Here is a 16,620-nt window from a genome sequence, read left to right as displayed (position 1 = left end):
TTCAATCCTCGCTATTAATTTTATAAACTTTTTGAGTTCACTTCATTTTTATTTAAAGACAACAATTTTCCCAACTGAACCGTCAGCACTTTGACCCACTACACGAACTTTCAATCCGTATTTAGGAACATTTCGGCCAACATCTGGATCTTGAGGGTTGCTATAATCTTGAGAATCATCGAATAGGGCATTACTTTGTGTAAAGTTATCTTTCATGTAGAAAGATGAATCACCAATAGTGACATCGCTGCCTTTATTTAAGCTAAATGCCTCATCATGCATTTGGTAGCTGTTTGAACCTAGAACTTTATTTAGACCGTAGCTATCAGTAGGATCTGTCCAATTTTTATTATGCCAGATATTGTTGTGCTGATCGGCATCGACAACTCCTAAGAAGCCATCACCAGGGTGGTAACCTTGACCTGTCCAGTTGTTGTCAAAACTATTATCAACATACCAAACCACTAGCCCTTGATCATAAGATAACATTGTGCCTCTGCGGTTTACATTTGCTAAACCTAAATCAGAGCCGTTGTGAGAACGCCATTCTAATAAATAGTAGTGACTTGTTTCTTTCTTATCAGAATCTTTTGTGAATCCACTAAGGTTAAACTTCGAAGTTCCTTCTGCATCGTCTGATAGGATTTCCTTATTGTTAGTCGTCACTTTGACATCATCAACATAGAAACCTGGAAGGGCAACACTCCATTCCTCCTCATTTTTCATTCGACATTTCCCCTAAAAAAATAAGCCTTTCCTCCTTATCCTGTCGAAAAGATAAGACAATTAAATTATATAATAAATCTGAATCATTTGAATGTTTATATTGTTAAGAAATAATTAAAAGCTTCGACAAACTTTGATAAGAATTAGGCATATGGACTAGAAATAAAAAAACACTATGTCGAGAAACACGATTTGGAATGGTAAAAAGAACCTTCTATTTCTTATGTCGTTTCAGAATGGATTGTACACAGTCGAGAAGAAGATTAACTTTTCAAGATTTGTACCATATTCTTTATCAGAACGTATCATCTCTGAAAGATTGTCTAAATTAGGCAGTCTTTTTTTAGTTCTAAAAATAAATCCTAGAATACAAGTCTACTAAATTTAAGTACACGTAGATCTAAATATAAAAAGCATTAGCCGTCTCTTCTTCTTAATATAATAAGAGTATCCTATGATTAAAATTTCCTGAAATGGAGTGATTTTAATGCTTGAAGTAAAAGGACTGGCTTCTTATTCACCTTTAGGGCATTTGAATGAGTTTCGGAAAGATCCAATATATTTTTTAAGTGAACTTTATAGAAATCATGATACGATTGTCTCATTTCGATTTGCTCATCGTAAAATGAACTTGCTATTAGAGCCCGATTTAATAAAAGAGGTATTAGTAACGAAGCAGTATTCATTCCATAAATCAAAGCCATTTCAAGAGATGAAAACGTTGCTCGGTGAGGGATTGTTAACGAGTGAAGATGAAGTACATATGAGGCAGCGGCGTTTGATTCAGCCATCATTTACGAAGCAGCATATCCAATCCTATGCAAAGGATATGACATTGCTCACTGAAGAGTTTATTAGTTCATGGAAAGATGGTGAAGAGCGTCTCATTAGTAGAGATATGATGGAGCTTACATTAGCTATTATTGCTAAAACTATGTTTAGTATGGATCTGAGTCAAGGACATGATCGTGTTGGGAAGCATTTTGACATTATTATGGATATTGCAACGAAGCGAATTCGATCCGTTTTAAAAGCTCCACTCAAACTGAATACACCAAAAAATAAATCTTTATCGGAGGCTATTAAGGCTATCGATAAGGTGTTATATGAAATGATTGAAAAAAGAAATAGCTCAGAAACAAAGGAAGATTTACTAGGACTATTAATGCAAGCAAGGGATGAAGAGTCTAATGAAGGCATGACGAATCAACAATTAAGGGATGAAGCAATGACAATCTTTCTTGCGGGTCATGAAACGACTGCAAATGCATTATCTTGGTGCTTATATCTTTTATCTCAGCATCCGGATAAAGCTAAATTATTATATGAAGAAGTAGATCGTGTTCTAGGTAAAAAACGAGCAGATTATCAATCAATGAAAGATTTAATTTATACTCAGCAAATTATTTGGGAAAGTTTACGTCTCTATCCTCCTGCATGGCTTATTAGCAGAAAAGCAATAGAAGATGTCAGCATTGGTGACTACAGAATTCAAAAAGGTGAGACAGTCATGATGAGTTCCTATATCATGCAGCGTTCTGAAAGGTATTTCTCACATGCGGAAGAATTTCTTCCAGAGCGTTTTAAAAATGGAAAGGTAGAAGGGGTTCCTGAATATGCGTATTTTCCTTTTGGTGGTGGGCCACGTGTTTGTATCGGAAATCATTTCGCAATTATGGAGGCTGCTTTAGTATTAGCAACAGTCGTTCAGCATTATACGATTGAACTAGCTCCTAATCATCATAAAGTGGAGACAGAACCACTTATCACACTTCGTCCGAAAGATGGATTGCGTATGATTGTAAAAGAGAGAAAATGAACGGTATTTAGTGTACACACATAGGCAAGTGTCTTTTCCAGGTGATCTTTCATAGAATATAGCATTCTCTTTACTGTATGTTTGAAAGGGGTTATATTTTTTGGAAAAGACAAAACTGACTGGACGGATTGTTACACCAGGTGATGTGGATTATGAACAAGCTAGAACAAATAATACTTTAAACAATCCTAAATTCCCTAAAATAATTGTATTTTGCCAAAAGAAACGAGATGTATTAAATGCTTTGAATTGGGTGAAGGAAAATAATATGCCATTTAGAGTTAGAAGTGGCAGGCATAACTATGAAAATTATTCGCTCGTAGATGGTGGTCTTGTTATCGATGTTAGTGAGATGAATACAGTTAGTGTAGATTGCAAAAACATGACCGCAAAAATACAAGCCGGGGCTGATTTAGGGAAAGTATATAATATTCTATGGGAAAATGGTACGACAATCCCAGCAGGTACTGAAAGTAGTGTTGGCCTTGTTGGTCTTACACTTGGTGGAGGTATCGGGATGCTGTCGCGATTGTATGGTCTTACATGTGATAATCTACTTGAAATAGAAATAGTAGTATCGAATGGGCATGGGAGAGCTAAACTGATTAAAGCAAATAAGAACCAGAATAGTGATCTTTTTTGGGCTTGCTGTGGCGGTGGAGGCGGAAATTTTGGCATTGTCACGTCGCTTAAATTTAAAGTACACCCAATTTCAACTGTTTCGATTTTCTCGATTATTTGGGAGTGGGAAGACTTTGAAGCCGCTTTTGATGCTTGGCAAAATTGGGCAATTAACACGGATATCAAGCTAACTTCAGAAATTGAACTAAAATCTAGGGAAGTAAATCCAATTATTGCTCAAGGTGAATTTGTAGGTCCAGTAACAAAATTGAATGAACTGTTACGGCCACTAACAGAAACTGGTTCACCTATAAAAGTAATGGTAAGGGAAGTACCTTATATAGAAGCTGTTCATTTTTTTGATGAACCAAGTGGGAATGTCCCAGCTTATAAAAAAAGATCAGGGTCTTTTCTAAATAAAACTTTTCCAAAGAGAGCAATCTTGATCATGAAAAGTTTTCTAGAAAATACACCAAATGGAAAGTCAAGTATTTGGCACCAATCTCTTGGAGGAGCAGTAAGGCGGATTAGACCAGATGAAACTGCCTATTATTACAGGGATGCCATTATTGCTCAAGAGTATCTTGCTAATTGGAGTACACCTGACGAAGAGCGAAAAAACAATCAATGGGTTGAAGAGCTAAGGAATGCCTTATCAAGATACACTACTGGTGACTACGTAAATTGGCCTGATCGGTTTATTAGAAATTGGCCAACCGCATATTATGGTGGGAATTTAAATCGTCTAAGAGTTGTGAAACGAGAATATGACCCATTCAATCTATTTAAATTCCCTCAAAGTATTCCGCCTTTTATTAGTTGGTTTTAAAGTGGAAAATTCAAAAAATACTAGTGAAAAACCGGGTCGATTGAATTTCCAAATTGGTCGGTTTTTCCATGACTGTAGTTACTAACAAAAAGTTCTTATTGCTCCGAATTACTATTTTTATTGCCTCTTGTAAAGACAAAGTAATTACCGAGTATTGAAAATAATAGCAGTGCAAAACCGAAAATAACGATTTGGTAGTTTTTATCTAAGTAACCAAAATAACAACACACAATCGTCACAGGTAAAATCATTAAAATGATGCAAAACTTAAGTACAAAATTAGGGACATCCATATCATCTTCACCTTACTTAGTATTTTTCATTTAGTTTTTCATAGTTAAAATTCTTTATTCAAATTATTTTTATATAGTACGATTAAATTGATCATCTTATGGAAAAATGAAATTTGGATTTATTACTTATACTAGTTAAGAAATAGAACAAAAAATAGAAGGTGTAAACATGAATGAGAATGATAAGCAAATTGTAGGAGAAAAGGCAGCAGAATTTGTAAAAGATGGTATGGTTGTTGGATTAGGTACGGGTTCTACAGTTTTATATACAATAAAAAGGCTTGGGCAATTAGTTCAGGAAGGACTGAATATAAAGGGTATTCCAACTTCCATACAAACTGAAAAGCTTGCTAAAGAGGTGGGTATCCAACTCGTAAACTTTAGTAAAATTGAACAGATTGATTTAGCAATTGATGGTGCAGATGAGATTAATCCAAACTTTGAGCTAATTAAAGGTGGGGGAGGCGCTCTATTAAGAGAGAAAATCATTGCGAAAGCAGCTAAAACATTTATAGTAGTTGCTGATCCAACTAAGATGGTAGAGAGATTAGGGAAGTTCCGACTTCCAGTAGAAGTTATTCCATTTGGCATGGAAATGACGATGAAACATATTAAAGCAATCGGTTTAAGCCCTGAACTTCGTTTAAATGGAGCGACTCCATTTATTACGGATAACGGAAACTACATTTTTGACTGCAGTATACCTAATCATATTCAAACTGAAATAATAGAAAGAGAACTCAATTTAATTCCAGGAGTGGTAGAAAACGGATTATTTGTTGGAATGACTGATCTAGTTATCACGCTGGATAAAAATGGGGATGTTGAAATATTAAGTAAATAGTGCATAGTTAAGTCATTTACTAAATGTAATGCAGAGTACATACTTGCCCGTTCCTTCTATTTATTCAATAATAATAGTAAGAGATAAAGAGTTAATGGGAAGAGGGGGATAATATGCAAATAAGAGTTTCAGCCGTTCAATATCATCTTCACACAATAAACTCCTTTGAAGAGTTTGAAAAACAAGTAGAGCATTATATTAAGACAGCAGAGGAATTTGAAGCGGAATTTATCATTTTTCCTGAGTTTTTTACAACTCAGCTTATGTCAATTGGGAATGAAAAAAGTGAGGCATTAACAATCCAAGATTTACCTAACTTTACTGAGCAATATCGTTCTTTATTTTTAAAGTTGGCAAAACAATACAATATGCACATTATTGGAGGAACGCATGTTATTAAAAAAGGCGATCGACTATATAATGTTGCACATTTATTCTATCCAGATGGCCGAATTGGTGAGCAGGCAAAGCTACATATTACACCAACAGAGGTAAATGAGTGGAATATGAGTGCAGGTGACGGTTTAGAGGTTTTTGAAACAGAAAAAGGAACAATTGCAATGTTGACTTGCTATGACATTGAATTCCCAGAAATCGTTCGCATGGCAAAAGCAAAAGGAGCAGATGTCATTTTCTGCCCATCATGCACAGACGATCGCCATGGGTTCCACCGAGTACGTTATACATGTCATGCAAGAGCAATTGAAAATCAAGTTTATGTAGTAAATACAGGTACGATTGGTTCACTTCCAACGGTTGATTTTATGCGTGCAAATTTCGGTCAAGCAGTTGTAATCACTCCTAACGACATCCCATTTCCTCCAAAAGGAATTATGGTAGAAGGTGAAATGAACCAGGATATGATTGTTACAGCAGATCTTAATTTAGATTTATTATACAAAGTTCGGGAAAAAGGATCCGTTACAACATGGCGTGACAGACGTACAGACCTTTATCCAGATTGGTAAACTTATTCTTAAATAGAAAAGAGAGTTTTAGCACATGTATCGAAAGGAATTTTTTGTTTTCGACCAGGACAAACCAGTCCCAGTGGTAATTCGTAATTATAATGAGTATGACTTTACTGATTTAATCCGTATTCAACAAGAAAGCTTTCCGCCACCATTCCCATCGGAACTATGGTGGAATGAGGAGCAACTTAAAAATCATATAACTCTTTTTCCAGAGGGAGCGTTATGTATAGAAGTAAATGGTCAAATGGCGGGTTCTATGACAGGTCTACTAGTTCATTTTGATCCTAGCCATCCTGACCATTCATGGGAAGAGGTTACTGATCATGGTTATATTCGTAACCATAACCCAAACGGAAATACACTTTATGTCGTTGATATTGGTGTCAGACCCAGCTATCGAAAATTAGGTTTAGGTAAATGGTTAATGTTTTCTATGTATGATGTTGTTGTACATCTTGGTTTGGAAAGATTGCTTGGTGGAGGCAGGATGCCAGGATATCATAAAGAGGCGGATAACTTGTCACCCGATCAATACTTAGATGCTGTAATAAAAGGGGAGCTAAAGGATCCAGTTATTAGTTTTCTACTTCGATGTGGTCGTACCCCGGTTAAGGTAGTAGCTAATTATTTAGAGGATGAAGAATCATGCAATTATGGGACTCTAATGGAATGGAAAAATCCATTTAAACATTCTAATTAAAGGGAGAGAAAGAAAATGGACTATAAAAGAATTACAAATATTAATGACCCATTATTTAAACAAATGCATCAATTAATGCAAGATGTATTTCCTCCAGAAGAAGTATTAGAATTCGATCTTTGGAAAGAGCCTTTGGAGGATCCAGGAATTCGTGTTTTTGTTGCTGTCCATGAAGAGAAAGTAGTAGGTGCTACAGAATACCGCTATTATGACGATTTTAATGTTGCCATGACTGACTTTACAATAATTGGCCAAGCTGGATTGGGAATCGGCCCATATTTGGCACAAAATAGATTAGTAGATTTACAGACATTAGCAACTGAAAATAATAAAAAGTTATCAGGGATGTTTGCTGAAATTTATGACCCGTATCAAGTAGAACACCATGAGTTTGGCGGGGTTAAACCAATGAATCCATATGTGCGTAGGGAAGTATTAGCTCACCTAGGTTATAAGCGTCTGGATTTTGAATATATCCATCCTTCATGGAATAATGACGGTGAAGCAGTAACAGGTCTAGATCTTTGTTTCCTTCCAATGGATGGGGAAATGAATGAGCTTCAATCAGACTTGATTGTAAAGTTTCTAAAGCGTTATTATACAGTGTTATCTAATAAGCCAAAGTCTTGGTATTCAATGATTGAAAATTTAGAAGAGAAAGAAAAAGTTACATTAGTCTATTTTTAAGTGAACATAAAAAAAGCTTTTCGATTAAGCCTAAGTGCAGACTTCGAGAAGCTTTTTTTATATTCGATCGAATGAAACTTAAAAAGGATTTCGAACAATTCTCCAATTGAGCATTTGCCATATAGTTAGTCTGCTTGTTTTTGTTTTTCCTCTTTTTTTGTGCTCACCGTAGTAGTATAGGATTTGGGCTTATCTGTACCATTTATTAGTTTATAAATATAGTCAGTTGTTAGTTTATAACTGTCTTCAAGTTTTGTCGTGATATAGCTTGCTCGTTCAAAAATAATCGAGCGTAAGTTGTTGAGCTGGTGAGAGATTCTATCCATCATTGCTTCTTGCGTATCAAGGCGATCTAAAACCCCATGTTGAAATTCCTCTTGCTGTAATAATCCATGAGCTACTTCATTTTGTTTTTCAATTAGCTTATCAAGTTGTAATGAGAGAGCTTGATTATCAGATTCACTTTTTTCCAATCGCTTTGCCAATTCTGTGTAAGCTTCATTTAAACTAATCATTTTATCAATCAACGATTTTTTTTCCAGACTTTCATTTGCGTCTGATGTATTTAACCGCTGGATCATGATTCTTTCAAATTGTTCACGCTCATGGTTACTACCTATGAGACTATTTATTTGATTTTTAACATGATTCCACTGATTTGTTTGCAATTCTTCTAATTGCTCATATCGTGGCTTCAATTCAGAGATTGATTTTTCCAGGCTCATGTTATTTTTTTGTTGTTCTTCCATTAGTTCAGCTAAGTAATTATGCCGAACAAGCCCTTGATTCGGTGTTTGTATTGTTTCATTATTTTTAAAGACATCAGGGTGTTCATTCTTATTTATAAATAATCCCACTACTATTTCTCCCTTTCTATATTTTTTTACTAATATTTTATGTTCAAGTACAGATGGGGGAACTTGGGTATGCTTAGTTGGGCTATAGTGTAGCTGGAAAACGACGGTTGGTTAGGCAATTTTAAGTGTGGAATGTTCTGTCTTTTCCATATAATAAATTTTAGTAAAAGAGTATTTTTAGTAAATATGAAGTGGGAACTTAGACTCATTTTAGCAATTAATCTCTTATTAAATTAATATGATAAACACGAGGATAAAGAACAGAACAATGCTCATTAAAAGGTTTAAAAAATATTATCTGAAAATTAAGTGAATTCATATCACCAGCCTATTTTCTTTGAATAGTATGATGTAAGGTGGTGATAACTATGGATTTAGGCTTCGGACTTGCGGATTGGATGCTATATACTATTTGGGCAGTTACTGGATTAATGATTCTTGATTTTGTAATAGCATTTATCCGTTCATTCTGGAAAGGTTCATTCGATACATCTTTTATACTAGGATATTTAAAGGATATTCTATACTTCATTTTTCCACTGAAGTTTTTAATAACAATGTTTGGACTTGATCCTACAGGATGGATTTTAATAACATTTTATTTCATTGCTGGAATCGCAATCGTTATTAAGTATTTGAAAGACATATTTAGTAAATTTCAATAAGTATTGAAGCCCTCATCAAATGGGGGCTTTTTAGTTTGAAATCAAGTTTTTTGGACTTTGTAAACAAACTAAAATGCCTATGACAAAGTGGTTTTTTTATTTTATTTAAATACACAAATTTATTTAGTTTTTGCATACATATATTTCTAGGCACCAATGGGCTAATTTTTTCATAGAATATTCAAAAAATTCCCTAGAAGGAAGTAATGTTTATGACAAAATATCAATGGGTTAAATGGCGAAGAGTATTAATTTGGTTAGCTGTTATTATTTTTATTGGTGTTGTGCTTACTAAAGGGGGGCCAACATACTGGAGTGTAGCAATATCTATTGTTAGTCTTTTATTTCAGTTCGCCGTTATGATTTTCATGGCGATCATCCAATTTGTAGCAATTTTCTGGTTTCTAGCTAGAGGTCGTACTTATTGGATTTTACCTGGTGAGACTGGATCGACGTGGGATGATTATCGTGGAAACCCTGAGATTGTTGAAAATGCAAAACGAATCGTAACATTACTAAAAGGTGTTAAAACGTTTAAAGAGATGGGTGGAGAGGCTATTCGTGGATTGCTACTTTGTGGTCCTCCAGGTACAGGGAAATCTTATCTTGCACAGGTTATTGCGAATGAGGCCCAAGTACCTTTTGCTTATGCCTCGGCTCCAAGTTTTCAAAACATGTTCTTTGGTGTAGGGAATTTGAAAGTAATGGGAATTTACAAAAAGGCTAGAAAGTTAGCTAATATTTACGGAGCGTGTATCATTTTTATCGATGAAGTCGACGCAATTGGTATGTCTCGTCAAGGAGGAGGAGCAGGTGGCGGAGGAATGTTCGGTATGGGAATGGGTACTGGACTATTGAATGAACTTTTACTACAAATGGATCCTCCAAATATTGATACTTCTAAAATAGCAAAATTTCTTCGATCACTCGGTTTACGTAAAAAGAAAGCTGAGCGTCCAGCAGTTCTGACGATTGCAGCTACCAATTTACCAGATGTACTTGATCAAGCATTACTTCGACCAGGTCGTTTTGACCGAAAACTTTGGGTAGATTCTCCTGATTATGATGGACGTATTGATGTTTTCCAATATTATCTAAAAAAGGTGAAAATCGATTCATCTTTAACACCAGAGCGAGCAGCTCTTGATACGATTGGATATAGTCCAGCACAAATTAAACATATAGTGAATGAGTCTGTCGTAATTGCTCATCAGCGAGGTGCTGAGGTTGCAAATTACACTGATTTCCGAGATGCAATGGAAACGTATGAGTGGGGACTGAAGCAGCCACTTAGATCTATGAGTGAAGATGAGAAGAGAAATGTAGCGTACCATGAAGCAGGTCACGCCGTAGCTCAATATTTGTTAAAGCCACACGATCGAGTATGGAAGGTAACAATTATTCGTAGGGGTGACGCACTTGGGCTTGCCGCGACTAAGCCAACAACAGAAAGATATAATCGAAGCGACAGCGAAATACTTGCAGCAATCCAAGTTTGTTTGGCGGCTAGAGCAGTAGAAGAAGAGTTTCTCCACAAGAAATTAAACGGTGTCACATCTGATCTACAACAAGCAACCCTACTTGCTGGTGCATATTTAGGTTTAGTTGGAATGGGCGATGAGTTATTCAGTTGGAATGCACTAGGCTCACAAGCAGAAGGACTTAGAGCGCTACGACCAAAAATTAACCTTCTTCTAAAGGACCAAATGAGCCAAGTAAAAAAACTTGTTACCGAACACGCAGATTTTGTACACTCAATTGCACAAGAGCTGCTAAAAAGAGGTGACTTAACAGGCGAAGAAATAGAAGATATTTACGAAAGCATTTATGCACGTACCCGTCCTGAACCACCTATTGTAAAGATTGGTACTGTTTATGAGAAAAATATTCAAGGATTGCTTAAGGATTTTGATAAATTACCTGAAAGCGATCAGAGTTAGTAAAAGAACTATAATGGAAATTCACAAGGTATTCGATGTTCCTTGTGGATTTTATTGATTCTAAAATATTGGTCAAAAATAAATAAAAAGAGCACTCGCGATGAGTTGCTCTTTTTTATTATTTAAGGAAAGTTTATGAAGTGTTCGCCATACGAAGGAATTCTCAATAGACGCACTGAATATCAAAAGATATCTCCACCATTAGAAGTATCTTTTTAAAACAAATAGCATATTGATTAACAAATCTAATACAACGTACTTGTCACAACAGTTAGGAGAGTGAGTAATGAATAGTCTATTAAATCATATAGGAAACGCAAATACAATTGATGATGTAATTGAGCAGTTAGATGAGATTATTTCAATGAGCAATAAAACAAAAAGCAAACTAGGATATTTTGCTTCTTTATATCGATTGGTAACGATTAAAGTGAAAGATGGAATTTTAACTAATCAGTTCGAAGATGGGACAAGAATGGAAAGGCTGGATGTAAATTTTGCAAATTTCTATTTAAAAGCACTTAAAAACTATTTAAATGGAGAAGCTTTAAGTCTCAGTTGGCAATTAGCGTTTCGACACGCAGAAAACCGTCAATCTATATTGTTACAGCATTTGTTGCTTGGTATTAATGCACATATTAATTTAGATCTAGGAGTAGCTGCTTCGAAGGTATACCAAGGCACAGATATTTTATCGCTTTACAATGACTTTATGAAAATAAATAGTATTATGGCCTCATTAGTTGATGAGGTGAGGGATGACATGGATCGAATTTCACCTTGGATTGGTTTTTTAGATCATGTTGACCCAAAAGCTTCAAAGGCAATCATAAACTTTAGTCTAGAGAAGTCTCGAAATTATGCATGGGATTTTGCAAAAAAGCTGGCTGCAGCTAATGATAGTGAGTGGGAAGCGCTGATAAAAGTGCATGATAATGAGGTTGCATCAATTGGAAATATGGTCGCACGTCCAAGTAGTTGGATGCTGAAGGTTGGTTTATGGGCAATTCGTTTTCGTGAATCCAAAAATATTGAACGAAACTTAGATCTTTTAAATCATACTCGCTTTGAAACAATTTCAACTGATGGTATTCAATTGTAAATTCAAAGTGAGTAAGCAGATTGGATAATTGAAGGCAACACTTGTTTAGTAGAGTGTTGCAGACTGCCCGCTAAACGCTTGCAATCAGTCTGAGAATCAAGTTTTTAGTACTTTGTCTACACACTGCTTCTACTGTAGTATATTATATAATTGAAAAGATTCAGGATTAGAAGGTTAACGATAGGTGATAAATAAATGATACATACATATTTAAATGAAACAATCAGTTTTAATATAAAATATAAAAAGCAAAAATCGATCGGTATTTATATAGATGCTTATGGAAACGTTGAGGTTCAGGCTCCTAAAGATACACCTGATAAAAGTGTCATCGAAGTTTTAGAGGCTAATTGGGAGTTGATTCTTCAAAAATCAAATGAAATGAAGGAGCGACTTCGTGGTCCAAAAGAACGGACTTATGAATTCGGTGAGACATTTCTTTATTTAGGGAATTCATATCCTATACAAATTTCACACGATGAAAGTATTCAGCAAGATCAAGTAGTTTTTGAAGGGAATAGGCTAAATATTATTGTAAAACAACTAGAGGATGAACGAATAAAACAGGCACTTAAAAGGTTTTATTACCAACAAATTAAAGCAATAGTTGAAAAGAGTATTCAGAAGTATCAAAGTAATTTTAAAGTAAGGCCATCTTCAATTCGTATTACTGATAGTAAAACAAACTGGGGGACTTGTGATTCAAAAAGGCAACTAACATTTAATTGGAAACTAGCAATGGCACCTCAAAAGGTGATTGACTATGTTGTTGTCCATGAAATGTGCCATATGGTTCATATGAATCACGACAGGTCTTTTTGGCGACTTGTCGGTAAAATTATTCCAGAATATAAGGAAAGAGAAAATTGGTTAGCGTTATCTAGTTGGAAAATGACCGTATAAATAAAAAATGGGAACGACAATAGTCGGCCCATTTTTTATTTTTTGTAAAAAAAGTCTGCTAATTCCTTACTTTTAAGTCTTCTATTTTTACGGATTTTAGCTCGTTCTTCTCCGCCTTGATATAAGAATTTTTCTTCCTCAGTTTCGGGAACAATTTGTGGAACTTTAATTAATTTACCTTCCTCGTCCAGTGCAACAAAAGTTAAAAAAGCAGTAGCAGCGATTTTCTCTTCTCCAGTTCTTAAGTTTTCTGCAGTTACTTTCACGAAAACTTCAAATGATGAGGTACCAGTCCAAGTTACATAACTTTCGAATGCCACCGAATCTTTCATTGTAATTGGGTGAAGAAAGTCAACTGAATCAGTTGAAGCAGTTACGATTGAAGATCGGCAGAATTTCATTGCTGATATACTTCCGATAATATCTAAGTCATTCATTAATTTTCCACCAAACAAAGTGTTATGACTATTTACATCATTGGGAAGAACTAAATTTGTTCTAATGACTCTTGTTTCACTACAAGTTACCATGTGATTTCTCCATTCTTTAATATCTATAAATTGTACACTATTTAAAAGAGAAATTAGCATACTTAATAAAAAAAATTATATGAACAAACTTTCCATTGAAGTATATTTATGAATTAGGAATTCTTGTAGTTGTTTTTTAACATCACATAGTAAAATTTATATTTGTCAATGAAATTTGTAGGAAATAGTGCAAATTTAAATAAGTTTATTTCAGTCGTTTACATTGACTTTTACTTCTTAAGTCGGTATATTTATATCTTGTTGAGACGGGATGAATACTACATATGGGTGTTAAAAAGAAAGAGAACACCTATATATCGATATATGGTAAAATCGATATAATCTTTTGCGAGGAGGAACAGGTGATGATAAATACAATAATTGATGCTGAATTACCTGCGAATATACAGAAATTAAATCAAGACATAATGCATTTTCCAATGATTACACCTATTAATCCAAAGATGCATAAAACAACATTTAAAGGTGTATCTAGAACGGTTATGTTAGATCGATACGCATTTAAAGATATTAAACTTGTTACATTAGGTGTAGGTGACCTAGTTGTACTAACATATAAGGATGATCCAAAGTTTCCTCGTCGTGGTTATGGTGAAGTAATTGCTATTGACAATAGTCAGGAAGAAGTAACTGTTCAATTAGATTCTCAGTTTGAAGACGGAGCAATCATTACAGTTGCATTTAATAAAGTAGACAAACCACTTGAAATCTTCTACGAACAAATTGCAGACCGTGTTGCACGTGGGCTTGCATCTGCAGAAACTCCAGAAAAATTCTCCGAAGTAAAAGAGATGTTTTATGAAATTTTAGCTAACAAAACTTTTGTACCAGCGGGACGTGTTTTGGCTGGTGCCGGTACAGGAGCTTCAACAACATTCTTTAACTGTTATGTAATGCCTCATATTCACGATTCTCGTGATGGGATTGGTGAACACCGTAAGAAGGTAATGGAAATTATGTCACGTGGTGGTGGCGTTGGAACAAACGGTTCAACTTTACGTCCTCGCGATGCGATTGTTTATAGTGTGAATGGACGTTCAAGTGGATCAGTTTCTTGGTTACATGATTTATCTGAATTAACCAATTTAGTTATTCAAGGTGGTTCAAGACGTGGTGCGCAAATGATTATGATGAACGTCAATCATCCTGATATTGTAGAGTTCATCGTATCAAAGAACCAAAATCCAAAGGTTTTACGCTATATTGCGCAAACTACAAAATCGAAATTAATTCGTGAAGAAGTAGAGCGTAAATTAAAGTTCGAGCCAATTAATGCAACTGAAAAAGCAGCTTATGAAGCTTTAATTCATATTGCAACAATTGAAGGGAATTTAAATACACCTGAAATAGAACAGGCAAAAGAACTGCTGAATGACGGTGGTAAGTATTCAGTTCATAACCCTGAGTTTTTAACAGGTGCAAATATATCTGTTTGTTTAACTGATGATTTTATGGAAGCAGTTGAAAATGATGGAGAGTACAAGCTTCAATTCCCTGATTTAGAAAACTATGACGATGAAATGCGTTTAATTTATGATCAAGAATGGCAGGAATGTGGAGATGTACGTGAATGGGCTGCACGTGGATATGGTGTACGAACGTACCACACAATAAAAGCAAAAGAACTTTGGGATTTAATCAATGTTTGTGCAACTTATTCTGCTGAGCCAGGAATCTTCTTCTTAGATAATGCAAACAAAATGACAAACGCTGTTTCTTATGGTCAAAAAGTAGTTGCAACAAACCCGTGTGGAGAGCAGCCACTTGCTCCATTCTCTGTTTGTAATTTAGCAGCTGTTAACTTAGCTGAAATGACGGGAAATGGTAAAGTTGACTGGGAAAAGTTAAAGCGAACTGTTCAAATCGGAACGAGAATGCAAGATAACGTAATCGATGCAACTCCGTATTTCCTAGAAGAGAATACAAAGCAAGCAAAAGGTGAACGTCGTATCGGATTAGGTGTGATGGGGTTACATGATTTACTAATCCGTTGTGGCCTAGTATATGGATCGGAAGCTGGCAACAAACTAGTTGATCAAATTTTTGAAGTGATTGCAACTACTGCTTATAAAACTTCAATTGAATTAGCGGAAGAAAAGGGAGAATTCCCATTCTTATCGACTTTTGAAGATGGACGCGAACGTTTTATTAACTCGGGATATATGAAGAAAATGCCTGAAGAAATTCGTGAAGCTGTTTTAGAAAGCGGCATTCGTAATTCGCACTTATTAACAATTGCTCCTACAGGAAGTACTGGAACGATGATGAATGTCAGCACTGGACTTGAGCCTTATTTTAACTTCGTATACTTCCGTTCAGGACGATTAGGTAAATTCATTCCAGTTGTAGCTGATATCGCACTAGAATGGTTAGAAGCAAATGGATATGAAGTAAATGAAGAAAATGTTTATGAGATGATTGAACATCTTCCTGAACAATTTGTTGGAACAATGGACCTTTCTCCAGAGGCGCATGCTGATGTTCAATGTATTATCCAAAGATGGATTGATTCTTCAATTAGTAAAACAGTTAATGCTCCTAAAGGTTATTCTGTTGAACAAGTAGCAAAAGTGTATGAAAGATTACACAAAGGTGGAGCAAAAGGCGGGACTGTATATGTAGACGGTTCACGTGATGCCCAAGTACTATCGCTAACTAATGAAGAAAATGATTTTACAAATGTAGAATTAGAAACAGTTGAAACGATAAAAGATGAAACGAATAACGATCCTGATGAAACTTCACAAGTTAAAACAGGTAACGTTGGTGTAGAAAACGGAGACACTTGTCCAATCTGCCTAGCAGGTACTGTAGTTGAACATGGTGGTTGTAATACATGCGATAATTGTCAAGTTCAGTTGAAGTGTGGAATATAAAAGTAAATTTTAAATAGCTTTGAAGAAAGACCTCTTTAGATGTGATGATCTAAAGGGGTTTTTTTATGTCTAAAAGTACAATTAAAATCGACAAATGGATTAAAGAAGGGCGTGGTTCTGGGTAGAGTTACATCTATTTTTGATAAAGAGGTAGACCCTCCATTAGGTAGCAGTTTGAAGTCTTTTTTTTGTTTACCTCAAAGAAACATAGAATAGCACTCAATTGAGTGCTA

15 protein-coding genes are annotated in these 16,620 nt (G+C 35.2%); 11 read left to right on the top strand and 4 right to left on the bottom strand.

What is annotated here, in order from left to right:
* Positions 1-48: 48 nt before the first annotated feature.
* Entirely contained in the window at positions 49-726 is a 678-nt protein-coding gene (locus tag COE53_RS15295; protein WP_098948367.1) for a M6 family metallopeptidase, read from the bottom strand.
* Between the two features lie 487 nt (positions 727-1,213).
* Between COE53_RS15295 and COE53_RS15290 the strand changes: the two genes are divergently transcribed.
* Both COE53_RS15290 and COE53_RS15285 read left to right on the top strand, forming a co-directional pair.
* Positions 1,214-2,545 (top strand): cytochrome P450, encoded by a 1,332-nt coding sequence (locus COE53_RS15290; protein WP_098948366.1) that lies wholly within the window; start codon positions 1,214-1,216, stop codon positions 2,543-2,545.
* 100 nt (positions 2,546-2,645) lie between these two features.
* A complete protein-coding gene (locus COE53_RS15285) occupies positions 2,646-3,995 on the top strand; it encodes an FAD-binding oxidoreductase (RefSeq protein ID WP_098948365.1) in 1,350 nt (449 codons plus the stop codon).
* A gap of 95 nt (positions 3,996-4,090) precedes the next feature.
* On the opposite strand, the gene COE53_RS23720 is transcribed toward COE53_RS15285, so the two are convergent.
* Positions 4,091-4,288 carry a hypothetical protein gene (locus COE53_RS23720; RefSeq protein WP_069035338.1) on the bottom strand — a complete coding sequence of 66 codons (198 nt, stop codon included), beginning with the start codon at positions 4,286-4,288 and terminating at the stop codon, positions 4,091-4,093.
* Between the two features lie 169 nt (positions 4,289-4,457).
* On the opposite strand from COE53_RS23720, the gene rpiA reads away from it, so the two are divergent.
* From rpiA to COE53_RS15265, 4 genes are all read left to right on the top strand, one after another.
* The gene (gene rpiA, locus COE53_RS15280) at positions 4,458-5,132 is read left to right on the top strand and encodes a ribose-5-phosphate isomerase RpiA (RefSeq protein ID WP_098948364.1); all 675 of its coding nucleotides are present in this window, start codon (positions 4,458-4,460) and stop codon (positions 5,130-5,132) included.
* Positions 5,133-5,245: 113 nt separating this feature from the next.
* Entirely contained in the window at positions 5,246-6,100 is an 855-nt protein-coding gene (locus tag COE53_RS15275) for a carbon-nitrogen hydrolase family protein (protein ID WP_098948363.1), read from the top strand.
* A 34-nt stretch (positions 6,101-6,134) separates the two neighbouring features.
* Complete coding sequence (locus COE53_RS15270) at positions 6,135-6,806, top strand: GNAT family N-acetyltransferase (RefSeq protein WP_098948362.1); 672 nt, start codon at positions 6,135-6,137, stop codon at positions 6,804-6,806.
* Between the two features lie 15 nt (positions 6,807-6,821).
* Positions 6,822-7,493 carry a GNAT family acetyltransferase gene (locus COE53_RS15265; RefSeq protein ID WP_098948361.1) on the top strand — a complete coding sequence of 224 codons (672 nt, stop codon included), beginning with the start codon at positions 6,822-6,824 and terminating at the stop codon, positions 7,491-7,493.
* 125 nt (positions 7,494-7,618) lie between these two features.
* Here COE53_RS15265 and COE53_RS15260 read toward each other — a convergent pair whose 3' ends face one another.
* Positions 7,619-8,350, bottom strand: coding sequence for a hypothetical protein (locus COE53_RS15260; protein ID WP_091023099.1), 732 nt, complete (start codon positions 8,348-8,350; stop codon positions 7,619-7,621).
* 368 nt (positions 8,351-8,718) lie between these two features.
* Between COE53_RS15260 and COE53_RS15255 the strand changes: the two genes are divergently transcribed.
* The 4 genes from COE53_RS15255 to COE53_RS15240 all read left to right on the top strand — a co-directional run bounded on the left by COE53_RS15255 (position 8,719) and on the right by COE53_RS15240 (position 12,960).
* Positions 8,719-9,015, top strand: coding sequence for a hypothetical protein (locus COE53_RS15255; RefSeq protein WP_069035332.1), 297 nt, complete (start codon positions 8,719-8,721; stop codon positions 9,013-9,015).
* A 212-nt stretch (positions 9,016-9,227) separates the two neighbouring features.
* Positions 9,228-10,955: an AAA family ATPase gene (locus COE53_RS15250; protein ID WP_084007030.1), complete on the top strand. Its 1,728-nt coding sequence runs from the start codon at positions 9,228-9,230 to the stop codon at positions 10,953-10,955.
* 286 nt (positions 10,956-11,241) lie between these two features.
* Complete coding sequence (locus COE53_RS15245) at positions 11,242-12,057, top strand: DUF5995 family protein (protein ID WP_098948360.1); 816 nt, start codon at positions 11,242-11,244, stop codon at positions 12,055-12,057.
* A gap of 195 nt (positions 12,058-12,252) precedes the next feature.
* On the top strand, positions 12,253-12,960 hold the full coding sequence (locus COE53_RS15240; RefSeq protein ID WP_098948359.1) for a M48 family metallopeptidase: 708 nt from the start codon (positions 12,253-12,255) through the stop codon (positions 12,958-12,960).
* A 35-nt stretch (positions 12,961-12,995) separates the two neighbouring features.
* On the opposite strand, the gene COE53_RS15235 is transcribed toward COE53_RS15240, so the two are convergent.
* Positions 12,996-13,490: an acyl-CoA thioesterase gene (locus COE53_RS15235; RefSeq protein WP_069035329.1), complete on the bottom strand. Its 495-nt coding sequence runs from the start codon at positions 13,488-13,490 to the stop codon at positions 12,996-12,998.
* A 365-nt stretch (positions 13,491-13,855) separates the two neighbouring features.
* Here COE53_RS15235 and COE53_RS15230 point away from each other — a divergent pair, with 365 nt between their 5' ends.
* Entirely contained in the window at positions 13,856-16,387 is a 2,532-nt protein-coding gene (locus tag COE53_RS15230) for a vitamin B12-dependent ribonucleotide reductase (RefSeq protein WP_098948358.1), read from the top strand.
* Positions 16,388-16,620 lie beyond the last annotated feature (233 nt).

Source organism: Bacillus sp. AFS029533, from assembly GCF_002585125.1.
Lineage (GTDB): Bacteria > Bacillota > Bacilli > Bacillales > Bacillaceae_G > Gottfriedia > Gottfriedia luciferensis_B.
This window is presented reverse-complemented; position numbering and strand designations above follow the sequence as displayed.

What these genes read in the sequence shown, in the direction of transcription:
- COE53_RS15295 (WP_098948367.1), bottom strand. Translation starts at nt 726, where the DNA reads ATGAAAAATGAGGAGGAATGGAGTGTTGCCCTTCCAGGTTTCTATGTT.
- COE53_RS15290 (WP_098948366.1), top strand. Translation starts at nt 1,214, where the DNA reads ATGCTTGAAGTAAAAGGACTGGCTTCTTATTCACCTTTAGGGCATTTG.
- COE53_RS23720 (WP_069035338.1), bottom strand. Translation starts at nt 4,288, where the DNA reads ATGGATGTCCCTAATTTTGTACTTAAGTTTTGCATCATTTTAATGATT.
- rpiA (WP_098948364.1), top strand. Translation starts at nt 4,458, where the DNA reads ATGAATGAGAATGATAAGCAAATTGTAGGAGAAAAGGCAGCAGAATTT.
- COE53_RS15275 (WP_098948363.1), top strand. Translation starts at nt 5,246, where the DNA reads ATGCAAATAAGAGTTTCAGCCGTTCAATATCATCTTCACACAATAAAC.
- COE53_RS15270 (WP_098948362.1), top strand. Translation starts at nt 6,135, where the DNA reads ATGTATCGAAAGGAATTTTTTGTTTTCGACCAGGACAAACCAGTCCCA.
- COE53_RS15265 (WP_098948361.1), top strand. Translation starts at nt 6,822, where the DNA reads ATGGACTATAAAAGAATTACAAATATTAATGACCCATTATTTAAACAA.
- COE53_RS15255 (WP_069035332.1), top strand. Translation starts at nt 8,719, where the DNA reads ATGGATTTAGGCTTCGGACTTGCGGATTGGATGCTATATACTATTTGG.
- COE53_RS15250 (WP_084007030.1), top strand. Translation starts at nt 9,228, where the DNA reads ATGACAAAATATCAATGGGTTAAATGGCGAAGAGTATTAATTTGGTTA.
- COE53_RS15245 (WP_098948360.1), top strand. Translation starts at nt 11,242, where the DNA reads ATGAATAGTCTATTAAATCATATAGGAAACGCAAATACAATTGATGAT.
- COE53_RS15240 (WP_098948359.1), top strand. Translation starts at nt 12,253, where the DNA reads ATGATACATACATATTTAAATGAAACAATCAGTTTTAATATAAAATAT.
- COE53_RS15235 (WP_069035329.1), bottom strand. Translation starts at nt 13,490, where the DNA reads ATGGTAACTTGTAGTGAAACAAGAGTCATTAGAACAAATTTAGTTCTT.
- COE53_RS15230 (WP_098948358.1), top strand. Translation starts at nt 13,856, where the DNA reads ATGATAAATACAATAATTGATGCTGAATTACCTGCGAATATACAGAAA.